This window comes from Devosia sp. XGJD_8, assembly GCF_046614475.1.
Taxonomy (GTDB): domain Bacteria; phylum Pseudomonadota; class Alphaproteobacteria; order Rhizobiales; family Devosiaceae; genus Devosia.
This window is the reverse complement of sequence record NZ_JBKJHF010000001.1, coordinates 1,042,621-1,060,399: the sequence shown is the minus strand read 5'-3', so window position 1 is coordinate 1,060,399 and position 17,779 is coordinate 1,042,621. Positions and strand designations below refer to the sequence as shown.

The 17,779-nt window shown below is 63.6% G+C and carries 18 protein-coding genes; 9 read left to right on the top strand and 9 right to left on the bottom strand.

Annotated elements, in window-relative coordinates:
- Positions 1-2 precede the first annotated feature (2 nt).
- Entirely contained in the window at positions 3-1,076 is a 1,074-nt protein-coding gene (locus ACLI1C_RS04935; protein WP_411395743.1) for an AbrB family transcriptional regulator, read from the top strand.
- A 21-nt stretch (positions 1,077-1,097) separates the two neighbouring features.
- A complete protein-coding gene (locus ACLI1C_RS04930; RefSeq protein WP_411395742.1) occupies positions 1,098-1,373 on the top strand; it encodes a hypothetical protein in 276 nt (91 codons plus the stop codon).
- Between the two features lie 5 nt (positions 1,374-1,378).
- Here the strand turns inward: ACLI1C_RS04930 and ACLI1C_RS04925 are convergent, their stop codons facing one another.
- Positions 1,379-3,025, bottom strand: coding sequence for an alpha-glucosidase (locus tag ACLI1C_RS04925; RefSeq protein WP_411395741.1), 1,647 nt, complete (start codon positions 3,023-3,025; stop codon positions 1,379-1,381).
- 140 nt (positions 3,026-3,165) lie between these two features.
- Here ACLI1C_RS04925 and ACLI1C_RS04920 point away from each other — a divergent pair, with 140 nt between their 5' ends.
- Entirely contained in the window at positions 3,166-3,504 is a 339-nt protein-coding gene (locus tag ACLI1C_RS04920; protein WP_411395740.1) for a cupin domain-containing protein, read from the top strand.
- Here the strand turns inward: ACLI1C_RS04920 and ACLI1C_RS04915 are convergent, their stop codons facing one another.
- Positions 3,505-3,816 carry a putative quinol monooxygenase gene (locus ACLI1C_RS04915; RefSeq protein WP_411395739.1) on the bottom strand — a complete coding sequence of 104 codons (312 nt, stop codon included), beginning with the start codon at positions 3,814-3,816 and terminating at the stop codon, positions 3,505-3,507.
- Positions 3,816-4,745, bottom strand: coding sequence for a 2-hydroxyacid dehydrogenase (locus ACLI1C_RS04910; RefSeq protein ID WP_411395738.1), 930 nt, complete (start codon positions 4,743-4,745; stop codon positions 3,816-3,818). Before ACLI1C_RS04910 ends, ACLI1C_RS04915 begins: the two co-directional genes overlap by 1 nt.
- Before the next feature lie 221 nt (positions 4,746-4,966).
- On the opposite strand from ACLI1C_RS04910, the gene ACLI1C_RS04905 reads away from it, so the two are divergent.
- From ACLI1C_RS04905 to ACLI1C_RS04895, 3 genes are read left to right on the top strand one after another with little or no spacing between them, the layout of a single operon-like run.
- Positions 4,967-6,388 (top strand): circularly permuted type 2 ATP-grasp protein, encoded by a 1,422-nt coding sequence (locus tag ACLI1C_RS04905; protein ID WP_411395737.1) that lies wholly within the window; start codon positions 4,967-4,969, stop codon positions 6,386-6,388.
- 2 nt (positions 6,389-6,390) lie between these two features.
- The gene (locus ACLI1C_RS04900) at positions 6,391-7,335 is read left to right on the top strand and encodes an alpha-E domain-containing protein (protein WP_411395736.1); all 945 of its coding nucleotides are present in this window, start codon (positions 6,391-6,393) and stop codon (positions 7,333-7,335) included.
- A gap of 21 nt (positions 7,336-7,356) precedes the next feature.
- The gene (locus tag ACLI1C_RS04895) at positions 7,357-8,178 is read left to right on the top strand and encodes a transglutaminase family protein (RefSeq protein ID WP_411395735.1); all 822 of its coding nucleotides are present in this window, start codon (positions 7,357-7,359) and stop codon (positions 8,176-8,178) included.
- On the opposite strand, the gene blaOXA is transcribed toward ACLI1C_RS04895, so the two are convergent.
- From blaOXA to ACLI1C_RS04880, 3 genes are read right to left on the bottom strand one after another with little or no spacing between them, the layout of a single operon-like run.
- Positions 8,156-8,962 carry a class D beta-lactamase gene (gene blaOXA, locus ACLI1C_RS04890; protein ID WP_411395734.1) on the bottom strand — a complete coding sequence of 269 codons (807 nt, stop codon included), beginning with the start codon at positions 8,960-8,962 and terminating at the stop codon, positions 8,156-8,158. The genes ACLI1C_RS04895 and blaOXA overlap by 23 nt on opposite strands.
- 48 nt (positions 8,963-9,010) lie before the next feature.
- A complete protein-coding gene (locus tag ACLI1C_RS04885; protein ID WP_411395733.1) occupies positions 9,011-10,324 on the bottom strand; it encodes a hemolysin family protein in 1,314 nt (437 codons plus the stop codon).
- A 33-nt stretch (positions 10,325-10,357) separates the two neighbouring features.
- Positions 10,358-11,293: an AEC family transporter gene (locus tag ACLI1C_RS04880; RefSeq protein WP_411395732.1), complete on the bottom strand. Its 936-nt coding sequence runs from the start codon at positions 11,291-11,293 to the stop codon at positions 10,358-10,360.
- A 176-nt stretch (positions 11,294-11,469) separates the two neighbouring features.
- Between ACLI1C_RS04880 and glpD the strand changes: the two genes are divergently transcribed.
- Complete coding sequence (glpD, locus tag ACLI1C_RS04875; protein WP_411395731.1) at positions 11,470-12,966, top strand: glycerol-3-phosphate dehydrogenase; 1,497 nt, start codon at positions 11,470-11,472, stop codon at positions 12,964-12,966.
- 14 nt (positions 12,967-12,980) lie between these two features.
- Entirely contained in the window at positions 12,981-14,468 is a 1,488-nt protein-coding gene (gene glpK, locus ACLI1C_RS04870) for a glycerol kinase GlpK (RefSeq protein WP_411395730.1), read from the top strand.
- 13 nt (positions 14,469-14,481) lie between these two features.
- On the opposite strand, the gene ACLI1C_RS04865 is transcribed toward glpK, so the two are convergent.
- Together ACLI1C_RS04865 and ACLI1C_RS04860 are read right to left on the bottom strand one after the other, a co-directional pair.
- Complete coding sequence (locus ACLI1C_RS04865) at positions 14,482-15,000, bottom strand: CAP domain-containing protein (RefSeq protein WP_411395728.1); 519 nt, start codon at positions 14,998-15,000, stop codon at positions 14,482-14,484.
- Between the two features lie 7 nt (positions 15,001-15,007).
- A complete protein-coding gene (locus ACLI1C_RS04860) occupies positions 15,008-15,856 on the bottom strand; it encodes an aminoglycoside phosphotransferase family protein (protein WP_411395727.1) in 849 nt (282 codons plus the stop codon).
- Between the two features lie 216 nt (positions 15,857-16,072).
- Between ACLI1C_RS04860 and ACLI1C_RS04855 the strand changes: the two genes are divergently transcribed.
- The gene (locus tag ACLI1C_RS04855) at positions 16,073-16,249 is read left to right on the top strand and encodes a hypothetical protein (protein ID WP_411395725.1); all 177 of its coding nucleotides are present in this window, start codon (positions 16,073-16,075) and stop codon (positions 16,247-16,249) included.
- 43 nt (positions 16,250-16,292) lie between these two features.
- Here ACLI1C_RS04855 and uxaC read toward each other — a convergent pair whose 3' ends face one another.
- Complete coding sequence (gene uxaC, locus ACLI1C_RS04850; RefSeq protein ID WP_411395724.1) at positions 16,293-17,699, bottom strand: glucuronate isomerase; 1,407 nt, start codon at positions 17,697-17,699, stop codon at positions 16,293-16,295.
- Positions 17,700-17,779: the final 80 nt, after the last annotated feature.

The window sequence follows — 17,779 nt, the reverse complement described above, 5'->3', positions numbered from 1 at the left end:
TGATGACCGACGCCGCCCCATCCGTGTTTTCAAAACTCCTCCCCACTCTCCTCACCCTGGTCCTCTCCGCCACTGGTGGGTGGATCGCCACGCTGCTGGCCGTGCCGGCAAGCTGGATGGTGGGCGGGGTGCTGGCGGTGACGGCGGGGGCAATGATGGGGTTTCCGATCGCCATGCCGGACCGGCTGCGCGATCTGGCATTCCTGCTGATCGGCATGTCGATGGGCGCCAGCGTGGCGCCGGACAGCCTGCAGCTGATCGCCAGTTGGCCGGTCAGCATCGCGGCGCTTGCCATTGAACTCGTGCTGATCATCGCCGCGACCGGCTGGATGCTGGCGCGGTTCTTCAAGCTGGATACCGGGACCGCCTATCTCAGCTCGTTTCCCGGCCATCTGTCATTCGTGATGGGCATTGCCTCGGCCGGCGTGGGCGATGCGCGGCAGATCGTCATCATCCAGGTGATCCGCATCCTGATGCTGACCATCTGCGTGCCGATCGGCACCCTGTTCCTGCCCATCGACCACTTCGCCCCACCCGTGGCGACGGAATTTCTTGGCCTGTGGCAGTTGCTGGCGCTGGCGGCGGGTTGCCTTGCGGTAGGGCTGGTCTTCATCAAGCTCAAGGTGCCGGCTGGTCTGGTGCTGGGGTCAATGGCGGCGGCCACGCTGGCCAAGCTGGGCGGGCTCTATGTGGAAGCCATGCCGGTGCCGCTGACGACGATCACGTTCATCCTGACCGGGGCGCTGATCGGCTCGCGCTTTGCCGGAATTTCACGCGCGGAGTTTGCCACCGCCGCCAAAGGCGGTTTGATTGCCACCTCCATGACGGTGGGGATCGTGACGGTGATCGCCTATGGCGTGAGCCTGCTGGTGGACATGCCATTTGGCCAGATCTGGCTGGGGCTGGCGCCGGGCGCACTGGAAGGCATGGGCGCGCTGGGCATTGCGCTCGGCTATGATACGGCATTCATAGCCGCCCATCACGTCATCCGGCTCTTGTTGTTGAGCTTTGCGATTCCCATTGTTGTAGTGCTGATCCGCAGGCGCGGGCTCGCCACAATTGGGCGCCAAGGATAGAATCGAACTAGGAGATTTTGCATGAAAAAGTCCATTGCCCTGGGCCTGGCCCTGTCGGCCCTGCTGGCCGCACCCACGCTTGCCGCCCCGCTCTGCACCGGGACCTTCAGCCTGTCGCGCGAGTGGTACAGCGAGGCCGACATCAACGAATACAATCAGGACATGCTGCGCTCGAAGGGCGTCAATGTTGTCCGCACCGAGATCTGGGGCGGCTGCATCCGCGCCTTCGTGCTCCAGCCTGATGGCAGCGAGCAGATGGAATTCTACGAGCCGACCAACTTCCGCCGCGTGGAGTAGAGCGGCTAGCCGGTGAAGCTCACCCGAAGCGCCTTGCCTGCGGGCAGGCGCAGGAAGGCATAGCCATTGGCGCCGAGCTTGATTGCGTTGCCCGCCAGCGCTGCATTGGTGGAGACATGCTCCAGCTCGGCACCGCTGGGCACGCCACCCAGCGTGATGGTGTGGTCGTCGGCTGAAAGGTTGAAGATGCAGAGCATGGCGTCTTCGCCCTCACCGCGCCGGAAGGCCAGAATGGGCTCGGCGGTCTTGTAGAAGGTGATATCGCCGGTCTGCAGCATGGGCTGGCTTTTGCGCCAGGCCAGGATGGTTCGGTAGAAGGCCAGGGTGGAATTGGCGTCAGCATTCTGGCTGGCGACATTGAGTATCGACTGGGCGGGCTTGACCGGCAGCCAGGGTTTTCCGGTGGTAAATCCATTGGGGGCTTCGCCCTCGTCCCAGGGCATGGGGGTGCGGCAACCATCGCGGCCCTTGTCCTCGGGCCAGAAGCGGATACCCCGCGGGTCGGTCAATTCCTCGAACAGCAGGTCGGTTTCGGGCAGGCCCAGTTCCTCGCCCTGATAGAGGCAGACCGAACCCTTGAGCGAGAGCACAAGGGCGGCGGCCTGGCGGGCGAGGTCGCCGGCCGAGCGGCTGTGCTTGGCCCAGCGCGTGACATGGCGCGGCACGTCGTGGTTGGAAAAGCTCCAGCAGGGCCAGCCATCGGGACCGGCCTTGAAGAACTGCTCGATACACTTGCGGAAATGGGCGGCGGTGAAGTCATTACCCAGGAAGTCGAAGCCGTAGCACATATGCAGCGTATCGCCGCCGGAGGTGTATTCGGCCATCAGCTGCACGGATTTGTGGCTGTCGCCGACTTCACCCACCGAGGTGGCGCCGGGGAATTCGTCGAGCAGCGCGCGCACCCGCTTGAGGAAAGCCAGGTTTTCCGGCTGGCTCTTGGAGAATTTGTGCTCCTGCATGTCATAGGGATTGACCGCATAGGCCAGGTGCTCGTTCTTGAGCTTGTTGGCCGGATTGGAGCGCAGCTTCTTGTCGTGGAAGTAGTAATTGACGGTGTCGAGGCGGAAGCCGTCGATGCCGCGCTCGAGCCAGAAGCGCATGATGTCGAGCACGGCCTGCTGCACGTCGGGATTGTGGAAGTTGAGATCGGGCTGGCTGGCGAGGAAATTGTGCAGATAATACTGCCCGCGGGTGGGGTTCCATTCCCAGGCGCGACCCCCGAAGACGGCGGGCCAGTTGTTGGGCGGCGAACCATCGGGCAGCGGATCGGCCCAGACATACCAGTCGGCCTTGGCATTGGTGCGGTTGAGGCGCGACTCGGCGAACCAGGGATGCTGGTCCGAGGTATGGCTCACGACCTGGTCCATGATGACCTTGAGGCCGCGGGCATGGGCCTGGGCGACGAGGCTGTCAAAATCCTGCAGTGAGCCGAACAGGCGATCGACCTCGCGATAATCGGAAACGTCGTAGCCCATGTCGTCCTGGGGCGACTGGGTGATCGGGGACAGCCAGATGCAGTCCACCCCGAGGCCGGCAATGTGGTCGAGCCGCCGGATGATGCCGGGCAGATCGCCCACGCCATCACCATTGCTGTCCTGAAACGAGCGCGGATAGACCTGATAGATTACTCCGCCGCGCCACCATTCAGTCATTGCCGTCTCCACTGTTGCCGCCGGACGCTATCGGGTCCGGGCATGGAAGGGAATCCGCGGCGATGCAGGAAAGGCATGCGCGCTGTCGAATTCGGTCGAGTCCGCTCGTCGTGTGGGCAACAGGCAACAGGAGGACATCCATGACACATCTATTGCGTGCGGCGGACCGGCCCCCAAGCGCGAGCCGAACGATCCGGTTCGAAGGCGCCGCCTACGGGACCGGTATCTCGTTTTTCGCGGTGGACAACGAACCAGGGCAAGGGCCGGGCCTGCATGTTCACCCCTACCCCGAGACCTGGATCGTCAATTCGGGCCGGGCGCGGATCGTGGCGGGCGACGAGACCTACGAGGTCGGGCCGAACGACATCGCCGTCGTGCCAGGCGGGGTGCCGCACAAGTTCACCAATATCGGCGATGGCCGGCTGGTGATCTTCTGCGTGCACGCGGCCGGAACGATGGTCCAGGAGGACTTGGAGTAGCTACTTGGCCGCCAGAAGGATTGGGTCAACCTCGATGAGACGAAGCCCCGTCACCATGTCGGCTGTGCCAAGCTTGTATTTGAGGAAGTGCGGCGTCTGGATGTGAGTCTGATAGGCGGCCTGGGAAGCATAGACTTCCAGGATGCGAATGTTATGCGGCGCATCCCTGTGCGCCACGGCATGGAGCATGAGAACGCCTGGCTCACGCTCGACCGAGGCAGCGATTTCCTCAGCGAGCAATAGGTTATAGGCATCCAGCTGATCTGGATGGACCTCTATCTCCGCGATGCGGACCATGCGCTCGTCGCCCATCACACCACCGCGCTGATCAGCGGCTCGCCAGCGAAGTGGGCTTCCAGATTGGCCACCAGGAGGGCACCCATGGCGTCGCGGGTCTGTACCGTGGCGCTGCCCTGGTGGGGGCTGAGGACCACGTTGTCGAGAGCGAGGAAGCCAGAGGGGACCTGCGGTTCCTTTTCGAAGACGTCGAGCGCGGCGCCACCGAGGCCGCCGCTCTGCAGCAGTTCCAGCATGGCGGGTTCATCGACCAGGGTCCCGCGGGCAACGTTGACGAGCATGCCCTTGGGACCAAGTGCTTCGAGCACTTCTCGCGAGACGATGCGTTCGGTGCCCTTGCCACCGGGCGCGATGATCACCAGCCAGTCGCTGTCGCGGGCCATGTCGACCAGGTTGTCGTAGTAGATATGCGGCTCGGTGGGCTGGCGCTTGCGGCCGTAATAGACGACGCGCATCTTCATGGCCTGGGCGCGGGTGGCGATTTCCTTGCCAATGCGGCCAAGGCCGAGAATGCCGACGGTCTTGCCGGTGAGTTCGGAAAACAGCGGCATGTTGCCGGCAGGCCATTTGCCCTGGCGGACATATTGGTCGGCCTGCGGGATGCGGCGCGCCAGGGCGATCATCAGGCCGATGGTGAGTTCGGCCACGGCGTCGTTGAGCACATTGGGCGTGTTGGTGACGCGGATATTTCGGGCCTTGGCGGCCTTGGTGTCGATATTGTCGTAGCCGACGCCGAAGCTGGCGATGATTTCGAGATTGGGCAGCGCATCCATCAGATCGGCCTGAACGCCCGAGCCGGCATGGGCACGGATGCGGGCGCCATTGGCGGCGAGCCAAGCCTTTGGGTCGGCCTGTTCGTGCAGCTTGTGGACCGTATAGCGCTCGGCCAGGGCCGCTTCGCAGCTCGCCAACAGCTTGCCGGTTTGAAGAATTTCGATGGCCATGGGGAACTCGCGGGACGGAATGGGGTTGGCCACAGATAGCGTCCTCTACCATTCAAGTCGACCCGCATCCGCCATTCGGGCATGTCCGCATGAGCTTCCTGCCAAAAATCGCTCCCCCGGAGCGATTTTGCCCTCGGGGCAGGCTCGAAGCTGGACGGGGGCTCACAAATGTGTAGCAATGTGAAGGCGATGGGACGAGCCGTATTACCATTCGGAGCATAATGGGCGACACAACGCCGTTTGACGAAATGTACAATGCGGACGGTAGCGTCCGTGAACCTTATCGGGCTCTGGCCCAGTGGCTCGAGGAGCAGCCGGACAAGGCGCTGACGCTGATGCAGTCGGATGCCGAAGCCATCTTCCGCAAGCTCGGCATCACCTTCGCCGTCTATGGCTCGGAGGAAGGCACCGAGAAGGTCATTCCCTTCGACGTCATTCCCCGCATCATCGCGGCGCAGGAATGGCGCAAGCTCGCCAAGGGCATCGAACAGCGGGTCAAGGCGCTCAACGCCTTCCTCTACGACATCTATCACCGCCAGGAGATCCTCAAGGCCGGGCGGATTCCGGAAAAGCTGATCCTGCAGAATTCGGCCTTCTGCCCCGAAATGATGGGGCTGGAGCCGGCCAAGGGGGTCTATGCCCACATCATCGGCGTGGACATCGTCCGGGTCGGAGCCGACGAATTCTACGTGCTGGAAGACAATCTGCGCACGCCCTCGGGGGTCAGCTACATGCTGGAGGACCGCGAGGCGATGATGATGCTGGCGCCGGACCTGTTCCAGCGCACCAAGGTCGCGCCGGTCGAGAACTATCCGGAAAACCTGCGACGGACGCTCGAAAGCGTGTCGCCTGCGGGCGCCGGCAGTTCGCCCAATATCGTCGTGCTGACGCCGGGCATCTATAACTCGGCCTATTTCGAGCATTCGTTCCTGGCCGACCAGATGGGCGCGACGCTGTGCGAGGGGCCCGATCTCTTCGTCGATGGCGGCAAGGTCTATATGCGGACCACGACCGGGCCGAAACGGGTCGACGTGATCTACCGGCGCATCGACGACGACTATCTCGATCCGCTGACCTTCCGCCCCGATTCCATGCTGGGCGTGCCGGGCCTGTTCAACGCCTACCGCGCCGGCAATGTGACCCTGGTCAACGCACCGGGCACCGGCATTGCCGACGACAAGGCGGTCTATACGTATGTGCCGGAAATCGTCGAATTCTATCTCGGCGAAAAGGCCCTGCTGCAGAATGTGCCGACCTATAACTGCACCAACGACGAGGAGCGCAACTGGGTTCTGGCCAATATTGCCGACCTGGTGGTCAAGGAAGTGCACGGCTCGGGCGGCTACGGCATGATGGTGGGGCCGACCTCGAACAAGGCCATGCACAACGAATTCCGCAAGAAGATCGAGGCGCGGCCGGACAATTACATCGTGCAGCCGACGCTGGCCCTCTCAACCTGCCCCACCTACGTTAATGCCGGCATCGCGCCGCGCCACGTGGACCTGCGTCCCTATGTGCTGGTGGGCGACGAGGTGCGCATCACGCCCGGCGGGCTGACGCGCGTCGCGCTCAAGAAAGGCTCGCTGGTGGTCAATTCGAGCCAGGGCGGCGGCACGAAGGATACGTGGGTGCTGGAAGATTGAGTATGCTCGGACGCACCGCACAAAACCTCTACTGGCTCAGCCGCTATGTCGAGCGGGCCGAGAACATGGCCCGGCTGCTCGAAGTGGGCTACCGCATGAGCCTGACCAGCCGCCGCGAAGGCGGCTCGTCGGAACACCTGATCTCGATGATGCAGGCCGCCGAGGTGGACGAGGACTTCGCCAAGAAGGACCGGCCGGCCGATGTCGACACGGTCGCCCACTTCATGATGTTCGACCCGACCAATCCCAGCTCGGTCTATACGTGCCTGCAGGCTGCGCGCACCAATGCGCGAACGGTGCGCACCGCCATTACCAGCGACATGTGGGAAACGCTCAACAGCGCCTGGCTCGAATTCAGCCAGATCAGGCCGCGCGACGTGCGCGGGGCCAAGCTGCTGGAGCTGCTGGAATGGGTCAAGCATCTCAGCCACGAATTCCGCGGGGCGCTGCTGGGCACCATCTTGCGGGACGATGGCTTTGCCTTCCTGCAGGCGGGCAATTTCGTCGAGCGGGCCGACAATACGGCGCGTATCCTCGACATGAAATATTACGTGCTGCTGCCGCGCGCCAAGATGGTGGGCGGCGATCTCGACATCCAGCAATGGACGCTGATTCTGCGCGCCGCTTCGGCCCATCGCAGCTACCGGCACGTCTATCATGACCGGTACAAGGCGCATAACATCGCCGACTTCCTGATCCTGCGTCCGGAAATGCCGCGCTCGCTGATCTACTGCGCCCGGTTCATCGAGAGCCAGGTGGAGACGCTGGCCCAGTTCTACGGCAAGAAGCAGGTCTGCGACGATGCTGCCCAGCAATTGCGGGCCATGGTCGAAGGCACGACAATGGACACGATCTTCGCGCATGGCCTGCACGAATTCCTGACCGAGTTCATGGCGCGGAACAACCGCGTCTCCGACAGCCTGTCGGAGAGCTACAACTTCTACTGAGCCCCGGAAGAGTAACGGTCCATGCGCATTGCCATTCACCACCAGATGAGCGTCACGCCGCCCACGGGCTCGGCGCATGCCGTGCTGCAACTGCTGATGACGCCGCTCAGCGGGCCGACACAGAAGGTCGAGAGCTGGAGCCTCGACATGGCGGGGATCGGCGAGGCCGGCCGCTTTACCGACGCCTTCGGCAATAGTGCGCATCTGGTCAACCAGAACAAGCCGGAAGGCGCGTTGCTGATCACCGCCAAGGGCGTTGTCGAAACGACGGACCGGCATGGCGTGCTGGGGCGGGTGGGCGGCGAGCCGGTGCCCGCGCTCTACAAGCGCATGACGGCGCTGACCCGGGCGTCGGTGACGCTCTATGGCAAGTATCGCGGCAGCAAGGACAGCCGGATCGACATCCTGCATGCGCTGATGGCGCGGGTGGGCGAGACGCTGGGCATGGCCGAAACGGCGGACACCCAGACGCAGATGGCGGCCGATGGGTCACAGTCGCAAAGCCAGAGCCAGGGTGGCGGCGTGGTTCCCGCCCTGCCCCCGGCCAGCGACTATGCGCATGCCTTTATCGGGGCGGCCCGGGGCCTGGACATTCCGGCACGCTATGTCACGGGCTATCTGGTGGATGCCGAGGACGGCCAGGCCGCGTTCCATGCCTGGGCGGAAGCCTATGACGAGGCGCTGGGCTGGATCGGTTTTGACCCCCTGCTGCAACTGTGCCCGACCGACCGGCATGTGCGGCTTGCCGCAGGATTGGACGCGCATGGCGCGCAGCCCGTGCGCATGGTGCCGGCCGGCGATGGGGTGACGACCGTGGCAATCAGCGCGACAGAGGCTCGATAAGCGCGGGCCATTCGGCGAGGAAGGCGTCCCGTGCACGCAGGCCACCGCTCACCGACTGGCGGGTTTTATCCTGGTCCAGCCGCACGAAGACGAGCGCCTCTTCGCCCTTGCGGGCCAGACCGACATACCAGCCCCAGCCGCGTGCCCTGTCGAAGCTGCCATCCGCCCGCCGGGGGAAGGCAGAGCCGGTCTTGCCGATCACCTGCCAGCCGTCCGACGTCTGACGCTGCTGCATGATCGACATGGTCGTCTCGATCGCGTGCGGAGACACGGGCAACCGGCCAGTGACAAAACGGAACATGAAGGTGAGCTGCTGGCGCGGGGTGAGCTTTAGCGACGAACTTATCCAACTCCGCTCCAGGCCGTTATCGGCCCCGGGGTCGCCGGAGAAATCGGCATTGCCGTAGCCGAAGTCACGGGCATAGTCGCCCAGCGTTCCGGCGCCTAGCTCCCTGGCGACGACCTGCGAATACCAAACGACGGAATATTCCATCCAGCGCTGCGGATCAGTGACCTGCCGCCAGGCAGGCCCACCCCAATCGGCATAGCCTTCGACAAATGGCAGGGCAGGATGGTGCGCATCGGTCAGGAGGCCCGAGTCAAAGCCCATGAGGGCGAGCGGAACCTTGAAGGTGGAAGCGGGCGTGGTCGGCGTATCGCAGCCCGGGCCGGACTCGATCAGCACCGAACCGGTATGCGCATCGGCAATCAGGGTGCAGAGGGTCGCGGCCTGCGCAGGCGGGCAAGCAAGGCATGCGAAAAGGATGGTCAGAAGACGCAGCATGGACAGCCCATATGACGACAACGCCAGGTCCTTGGCCGACCGCAGCGGCTATTTCATGGTCTTGGTGGGGGTGACCTTGCTATTCTGCTTGGTGACCAGCAGCTGGTTGAGGCGCATGCGATCGGCGTCGACCACTTCGAATGTATAGCCGCCGGCCTCGACCCGGTCGCCCTTGCGGGCGGCGCGGCGCAGGCGGTGGACGATGAAGCCACCAATGGTTTCATAGGCGCCTTCGGTCTGCAGATGCTTGATGCCCAGCGCCTGGGCGACCTCGACCAGCGGGGTGACGCCATCGATGAGGTAGCTATTGTCCTCGCGGCGCAGGATGGGCTTTTCCTCGAAGGGATTGACCAGGCCCTGAACCAGGGCAGCCATCAGATCCTTGAAGGTGACGATGCCCACGACATAGGCATATTCGCTGACCACCAGGGCAAAGCCGGTATTCTGGGCCTGGAACTCGGCCATGACCTCCCAGACATTGAGGGAGTCCGGCACCGAGAGCACGTCGCGGCGCGTTTCGGCAAAATCGAAGGAACTCGAATGCTCGAAGGCGGCGGCCAGGGCATCCTCGGCGCGGACGCAGCCGATGACATTGTCCAGCCCGCCATCGCACAGAGGATAGCGCGAAAACGGGGACTGGTGCACCTTTTCGCGCTGCACCTCGACCGGGTCGCGGATGTCGAGATAGACGATATCGTCGCGCACCGTCATCACCGAGGTAACGCTGCGCAATTCGAGCGCCAGCACATTCTTGATCAGTTGGTGCTCGTTCTTCATCAGCGCGCCCGAGGCTTCGCCGCCGGCCAGGATCATGCGGAAATCCTCGCTGGTCACTTCGTCATTGCGATCGGGCTTGAGGCGCAGCAGCGCAATCAGCCAGTCGGACAAGGTGCTGAACACCCAGACCAGGGGCTTGAGCACGCGCACCTGGATTTCGAGAAAGCCGCCTACGAACAGCGCCGCGCGCTCGGGCATCATCATGGCAATGCGCTTGGGAGTGAGGTCGGCGAGGAGAATGAACAGCGTCGTCACGACGACGAAGGACAGCAGGCCGCCAACGGCGACGGCGGTTTCGAGCGGCATGACGCGCGCCAGCACCGTGGCGAAATGGGGCGTGAGGAATTCGGAGCCGACGATACCGGCCAGGATGGAGACGGCATTGGTGCTGATCTGCAGGGCGGTGATGACGCTGCCGGCGCTGGCCCGCAGCTTGATGAAGCGCAGGGCGCGGACGTCACCCTGCTCGGCCAGGGCGCGAATGCGGATTTCCCGCGCCGCGGCAAAGGCGATTTCCGCCAGGGCGATCAGGATGCCGATCGAGATCAGCAGGGCGAGCAGCAGCAGTCCGAGCAATGCGTTCATGGGCACTCTATAGACCGCAAAGGCGGCGCCGACCTATAGGGTCAGAATATAAAGCCAGCCCGAAATGGTGACGGCCGAGGCGATCGTGGCGATCAGGATGGTATTGGCGGCGACGCTGACGCTGCGATTGTAGTAGGTGGCGAAGACATAGACATTGACGCCGGCCGGCATGGCAGAGAGCAAGATGCCGTAGCGGGCGATGTCCATGGGCACGCGCAACACCCAGATCATCAGCACATAGGCGATGGCGGGGTGAACGATCAGCTTGATGGCTGAAGCCACCAGCGCCTGCTTCCAGTTGTCGGAAAGCTTGAATTCGTTGAGAGCGCCGCCAATGCCGAACAGCGCCGCGGGGACCACGGCGGAGCTCATCATCACAAGGAAGGCCTCGGCGGGCTCGATCAGCTGCAGGCCGGAGAAATAACCGATCATGCCGGCGGCAATGCCCCAGATCAGCGGATTGGACGCCACGCGCCGTACGGCAACGACCAGGGTCTTGCCGAGCGGAGCGCCATCCCGGCGCATGAGCTCCATGGTGACCATGCCGACGGTCAGCAGGATGGCGCCATGCACGCCGATGATGGACAGCGTGACCGGCAGGGCATCGGCCCCATAGGCGCGCTGCATGATGGGCAGGCCGATCAGCACGGTATTGGTGAAGGTGCCGGAAAAGCCGACCGAAACCGCCTCGCCCGGCGTGTTGCCGAACAGCTTGAGCGCAATGACGATGCCGATGGCAAAGCAGATGAGCGCGCCCAGGTAGAATGGCCCGAGAATGGCCGGATTGAACGCGGCGCTGAAATCGCTGGTGACGAGCGAATAGAACAGCAGGCAGGGCGTCGCGAAATTGTTCACGAAGGCGATCAGGCTCTTGATGCCCTCGGCAGGATAGAGCCGGAATCGCACGGCGCCATAGCCGAGCGCCATCAGCGCGAAGACAGGTGCGATAACCGTGAGGATGGCGAGCATGGCCGGGGCTTCCGTGGCCGGAGAGACCCCCTGCCTAGCCGCCGGATGCGGCGGGGTCAATGTCCATCTTGTATGGTAGATTGGACGTGAGGTACGCCGTCAGCAAACGAAACTCTTTTGCTTCCAAAACGAAATCAAACCGCGTACAAACGAAAGCAGCAACAGGGGGCCCTGACATGGCTGGCAGCGACAGCGTCGACATTTTCGTCATTGGCGGCGGGATCAACGGCGCCAGCGTGGCGCGTGACGCCGTGGGCCGCGGCTATACGGTTGCGCTGGCGGAGATGAACGACCTGGCCTCGGGCACGTCATCGGCCGCCACCAAGCTGGTGCATGGCGGGTTGCGCTACCTCGAGCATTATGAATTCCGCCTGGTGCAGGAAGCGCTGTCGGAGCGCGAAGTGCTGTGGGCGGAGGCGCCCCATATCATCAAGCCGCTGCGGTTCGTGCTGCCGCATCACAAGGGGCTGCGGCCCGCCATGGTGCTGCGGGCGGGCTTGGCCATGTATGACTATATGGGCGGGCGCCGGCTGTTGCCGCCCACCAAGACGCTGGACCTGACCCGGCACGAGACGGGCAAGCCGCTCAAGCCGGGCTATCGGCTGGGCTTTGAATATTCCGACTGCTGGGTCGATGACGCGCGCTTTGTGGTGCTCAATGCCCGCGACGCAGCGGACAAGGGCGCGGCCATCCATGTGCGCACAAGGGTGACGAGCGTCCGTCGGGACCAGAATGGCTGGATGGTGGAGCTTGATGGCGAAGCGGGCCGGCAGAGCGTGCGGGCCAGGCTCGTGGTCAATGCAGCCGGTCCCTGGGTGGACGATGTCATCACCGGCGCGATGGGCAAGAATGGCGCGCATAACGTACGCCTGGTCAAGGGCAGTCATATCGTGGTGCGCAAGCTCTATGACCACGACCGCTGTTACATCTTACAGAATGCGGACGGGCGCATCATCTTCGCCATTCCCTATGAGGACGACTTCACCCTGATCGGCACGACCGACGAGGACTATACCGGCGACCCCAAGGACGTGAAGATTTCCGACGGGGAGACCGACTACCTGCTCAGCGCCGCGAGCGAGTATTTCGCCAGCCCGGTGACGCGCGACCAGATCCACTGGACCTATTCGGGCGTGCGCCCACTATTCGATGATGGCGCCAGCGCGGCGCAGGAGGCAACGCGCGACTATGTGCTCAAGGTGGATGGCGATGCCGCAACGGGCGCGGCCATCAATGTCTTTGGCGGCAAGCTGACCACATCGCGCCGGCTGGCGGAATCGGTGCTCCAGAAGATCGAGGAACTGCTCGGCAAGAAGGGTGCGCCCTGGACCAAGACGAGCCGGCTGCCCGGTGGGGAGTTCGAGCCGCTGGCCTTCGACGCCGAACTGCGCCGGCTCGGCATGGAGCATGCCGGCATGCCGCAGAGCCTGCTGCGGCGGCTGATGCGGCTCTATGGGACGAAATCGCGCACAGTGCTGGGCGACGCGAAGGTCGTCGACGATCTGGGCCAGAATTTCGGAGCCGAGCTCTATGCGGCCGAGGTCGATTACCTGGTTGCCAATGAATGGGCGCGGACGGCACAAGATGTGCTGTGGCGGCGCACCAAGCTCGGGCTGCGCGTGAGCACGGAAGAAGCCGCAAGGCTCGAGGATTACCTGGCCCAACGCGGCTGAACCGGAGGGGACGCATGAGCGGTTACATTCTGGCCATCGACCAGGGCACGACGTCGAGCCGGGCCATTGTGTTCGGCAAGGACCGGACCATTGCCGGGCTGGGGCAGAAGGAATTCACCCAGATCTTCCCTCAGGATGGCTGGGTCGAGCACGACCCCGAGGAAATCTGGGAGTCTGTTGTCTGGGCGGTCAAGACCGCGCTCAAGGATGCCAAGGTCGAGGCCAAGGATATTGCCGCGATCGGCATTACCAATCAGCGCGAGACCACGCTGATCTGGGACCGGGTCACGGGCAAGGCCATCCACAATGCCATCGTCTGGCAGGACCGGCGCACGGCGGCCTATTGCGCCAAGCTGAAAAAGGCGGGACACGAGAAGCTGGTGACCCGCAAGACCGGGCTGTTGCTCGATCCCTATTTCAGCGGCACCAAGGTTAGGTGGCTGCTCGACAATGTGAAGGGCGCGCGCAAGCGGGCCGAAAAGGGCGAACTGGCCTTCGGCACGGTGGACAGCTTCCTGATCTGGCGGCTGACCGGTGGCAAGGTGCATGCGACGGACGCGACCAATGCGGGCCGGACCCTGCTGTTCGACATTGCGAAGAATAGCTGGGACAAGGGACTGCTCGCGCTGTTCGACGTTCCGGCTGCGCTGTTGCCGGAGGTCAAGGACTGCGCCGACGATTTCGGGGTGACCGACCCGGCCTTGTTCGGAGCGCCAATCCCCATCCTGGGGGTAGCAGGTGACCAGCATGCAGCAAGCATAGGGCAAGCATGCTTCAAGCCAGGGATGCTGAAATCCACCTATGGGACGGGGTGTTTTGCCCTGCTGAATACCGGTTCGGACATGGTGCGATCACGCAACCGGCTGCTGACCACCATCGCCTATCGGCTCGATGGCAAGACCACCTATGCCCTTGAAGGTTCTATCTTTATTGCCGGCGCCGCCGTGCAGTGGATCCGCGACGGACTGAAGCTGGTCAAGCATGCCAGCGAGACCGGCCCCCTGGCGCGCACCGCCGATCCCAGCCAGCACGTCTACATGGTCCCCGCCTTCGTCGGCCTCGGCGCCCCCTGGTGGGATGCCGAGGCGCGGGGCGCAATCTATGGTCTGACGCGCAATTCGGGGCCGGCCGAGATCGCGCGGGCAGCGCTGGAGGCGGTCTGCTACCAGACCCGCGACCTGCTCGATGCCATGCGCAAGGACTGGAAAGGCGGCGGCGACACCGTGCTTCGCGTGGACGGCGGCATGGTGGCGTCAGACTGGACCATGCAATTCCTGGCCGACATTCTCGATGCGCCAGTGGATCGGCCGGTGATCCTCGAGACGACGGCGCTGGGGGCGGCATGGCTGGCAGGTTCGAAGGCCGGGATGTGGCCGGGCATGAAGGATTTTGCCGAGAGCTGGGCGCGCGATGCGCAATTCAAACCCAGGATGGAGGCCGCCGAGCGGAAGACCAAGATCAAGGGCTGGGACATAGCGGTGCGACGGACGCTGACGCAATGAGCCAGAGAAAGCGCTAGACCATCCACGCCTCGAAGCTACCGCCGGCAATCATAGCCCAATAGAGCTTGCCGCCCGGCCCGCGCGCCGCAGCGAGGCCGAATTCGGTAAACTTGTGATTAAGCAACGTGCCGCGGTGGCCGGACGAGGCCATCCAGCCCTCGATGGCGCCCTGCAGGCTGGTATAACCCTTGGCGACGTTTTCGCCCACGGCGCCGAGGTAACCTGCTGCAGTGACCCGCTCGCGCAGGGTGACGCCGAGATCATGACTCAACGTGTTCTTCTGCGCCATGAGACGCGCCTGCGAGCGGGCGGCAGCTTCGAGGAGGTCATTGTAGCGCCAGGGCGGAGCACCATTGGCCCGGCGCACGGCATTGATGGCTGTCAGGATTTCTTCGTCACTGAGCGTTTCCGGCGTACTGGCCGCCGATTTCGGCAGGACAGGAATGGTCGCGGAACAGGCGGCAAGCGTGGCGGTCGCGGCCAGCAGGATGAAGCCGCGACGGGTCGTGGTGTTCAGCATCAGTGGGTCCATGAAGGTTTCAGCCCTGATCATAGGCACTGAGCAGATGGGGCAGCACGGCCAGATCGGTGGTGATGGGACTGCCGGCCGCCAGATCCCAACAGGCGCTCAGCGCCGAATGGGCCGCAGCATAACCCAAAACTCGCTTGCGATTGAAGCCCAGCCGGGTTTCGAAGGCATCTGCCAAGGCATTGATGCGTTTCGGACTTGCGGCGAGCTGGATCGCGCCATGCGGATTGCGAAACACATTGGCGACTTCATAGAGCGGATCGCCAATCAGGCCCTTGGGATCGATGGCCAGCCAGCCGCGATCGGATGACAGGATATTGTCGTGGTGCAAATCGCCATGCAGCGGCAATTGCGCGCTCGGCCGGTCAAACAGCTTCAGTGCTATGCCGCTGGAACGGGCATAGAGGTCGCGCGCCGTATGCGGCCAGGCGCGCACATTGGTGTCGAACAGGGCCTGGAAGCGCTGGCGCAAGGGCTGCAGGTCATCGGGTGCGCCATCGCGGGGGCGATGGAGATTGGCGACGGTGGTGCAGATGGCAATGGTCGCCTCGTCGTCGTGACCGGCCCGCGCAGCATCGCCCAAGGTGCCGCCATCGAGCCATTCCATGAAGATGGTATTGCCGTGAATGTCGAAGATGGTTGCCGCGCCCTCCCCGCCATACCACTGCATCAGCCTTGCGCCCCGGCCCTCTTCTTCGGCGGCGAGGGGTTTCAATATCTTGATGGCACCGTAGTTGCGGCCATTCTGTTCGACGCGGAAAATCCAGCTACGCGGCGACTCGGCCACCGGCGTCGACTTGGTCAGGGACCAACGGATCATGGCGCGGCTGAGCGCGGTTTCGACAGGCGACTGATTCATGATGGCATTAGAGCAGAAGGCGCGGGCGGATTCGACCAGTAGCCGCATATGGCCGGTAAACTTGCTGAAATCGAGGCGGTAACCTGCCGGTAAGGCTGACAGTTGGCGGAATGGCAACCCTAACGGCAGGAAGGGCTGGCCGGGCAAGGCTTCGTTACCCTTGCGGGCGCAGCATGTCCGGACGCGAAACGAGGACCTGCAGGGGAGGACCTTACGATGACGCATCAACCTTTTGACGACCGGCGCGAACCGGCGCGGCTTTCCGACATCATCGCCGCCGACGAGGCGCATCCGACTTTCGGCCGCCAAGTGATGAACGGACTCGGGGGCCTGCTTGTCTTGATGATCACCGGTGTGGTGGTCGTGCTGCTAGTGCTGTGGAAGTCACCCTGAGCGCGTTCTGCCCCTCCCACGACAGGAGAGGGGCGAAGCGCGTCTACTTGATCTTGTAGGCGTCCTTGGCCGCCTGGTAGCTGAGGTGCCTGGCGATATCGCGGGCAGTCGACCTGGTGATGCGGTTCTCGCCCACCCAGCGACCGAGAAAGCCGCAAACCTCGCGCCGCCAGACGTCATGGCGGGCGGGAATGGATAGCAGGGCGCGGGTATCGTCGTTGAAGCCGGCAAGGTTGTAGAAGCCGGCAGTCTCCACAACCTGATCAAGATAGCGGCGGATGCCCTGCGGGCTGTCATGGAACCACCAGGGCGGGCCGATCATCAGGCTGGGCCAGTAGCCGGCCATGGGTGCCAGTTCGCGGGCATAGGTGGTTTCGTCGAGAACGAACATGATGAGGCGCAGGTTCGGCTCGTTCCCACAGCGGGATAGCAGGGCCTTTAGGCCATTCACATAATCGGTGGAGCCGGGAATGTCGGCGCCCAGATCCGTGCCGCGCTCGGCAAAGAGCAGCGGGTCGGTGTTGCGGCGCGACCCGGCATGCAGCTGCATCACCATGCCGTCTTCGACCGACAATAGCGCCATTTCGGTCATCATCTGGGCGCGGAACAGCTCGGCGTCGGCGGCGTCGTGCCTGCCGGCCAGCACCTTGTCGAGCAGAGCCTGCTTTTCGGGGGCGGACAGGTCGGCTGTGTTGGCGGTGGGGACGCCATGATCGGTGGCGACGGCGCCGAAGCGACGGAAGTATTCGCGCCGGTTCCGGTGGGCATTGATCAGGCCCGACCAGGTCGTGATGTTCTCGCCGGTGATCTCACCGAATTTCTGCAGGTTTTCGACAATTGCAGGACGGCTGGGGTCGGTGACGTCGTCGGGCCGATAGGTGGTGCGCACACGGCCGATGGTGCCATTGGCCTCCATTTTCTGGTGATGGACCAGCGGATCGAGCGCGAATTCGGTGGTGGCAATGACTTCCACCCGAGCGCTGTCGAGCAGGGCGTGGGGCAGCAGCGCCGGCGTGGCCAGAGCCGCGTCTATCGTGTCGTAGATGGCATCGGCCGTGGCGGTGGACAACTCGTCCTTGATGCCGAAGGCCCAATCGAGTGAATGGTCGATCCAGGTCTTGGACGGGGTGCCGGCGAAGAGATGGTAATTGGCTGCGAACAGGCGCCAGGCCGCCCTGCCCTCGGCGACGGGCTTGCCATCCTTGCGCGGCACGCCCAGGTCGTCATAGCTCAGGCCACGGCTGCGGAGCATGCGCAGAACGTAATGGTCCGGCGTGAGGAACAAAGCTGCCGGATCGGAGAAACGAGCGTTGTTAGCAAACCATGCCGGGTCGGTATGTCCATGCGGGCAAATCAGCGGCAGGTCAGCGACCTCGGGATAGAGTTCGCGCGCGATAGACTGGGCTGGCTCGGAAGCAGGGAACAGGCGGTCTGGGTGAAGGTGGGTCATGGATGGGTTTTGCCATGATCCGCGTGGTAGATCAATCATCTTCCATACAAGATAGCGTCGCGTTGGATTTTATGTAAATT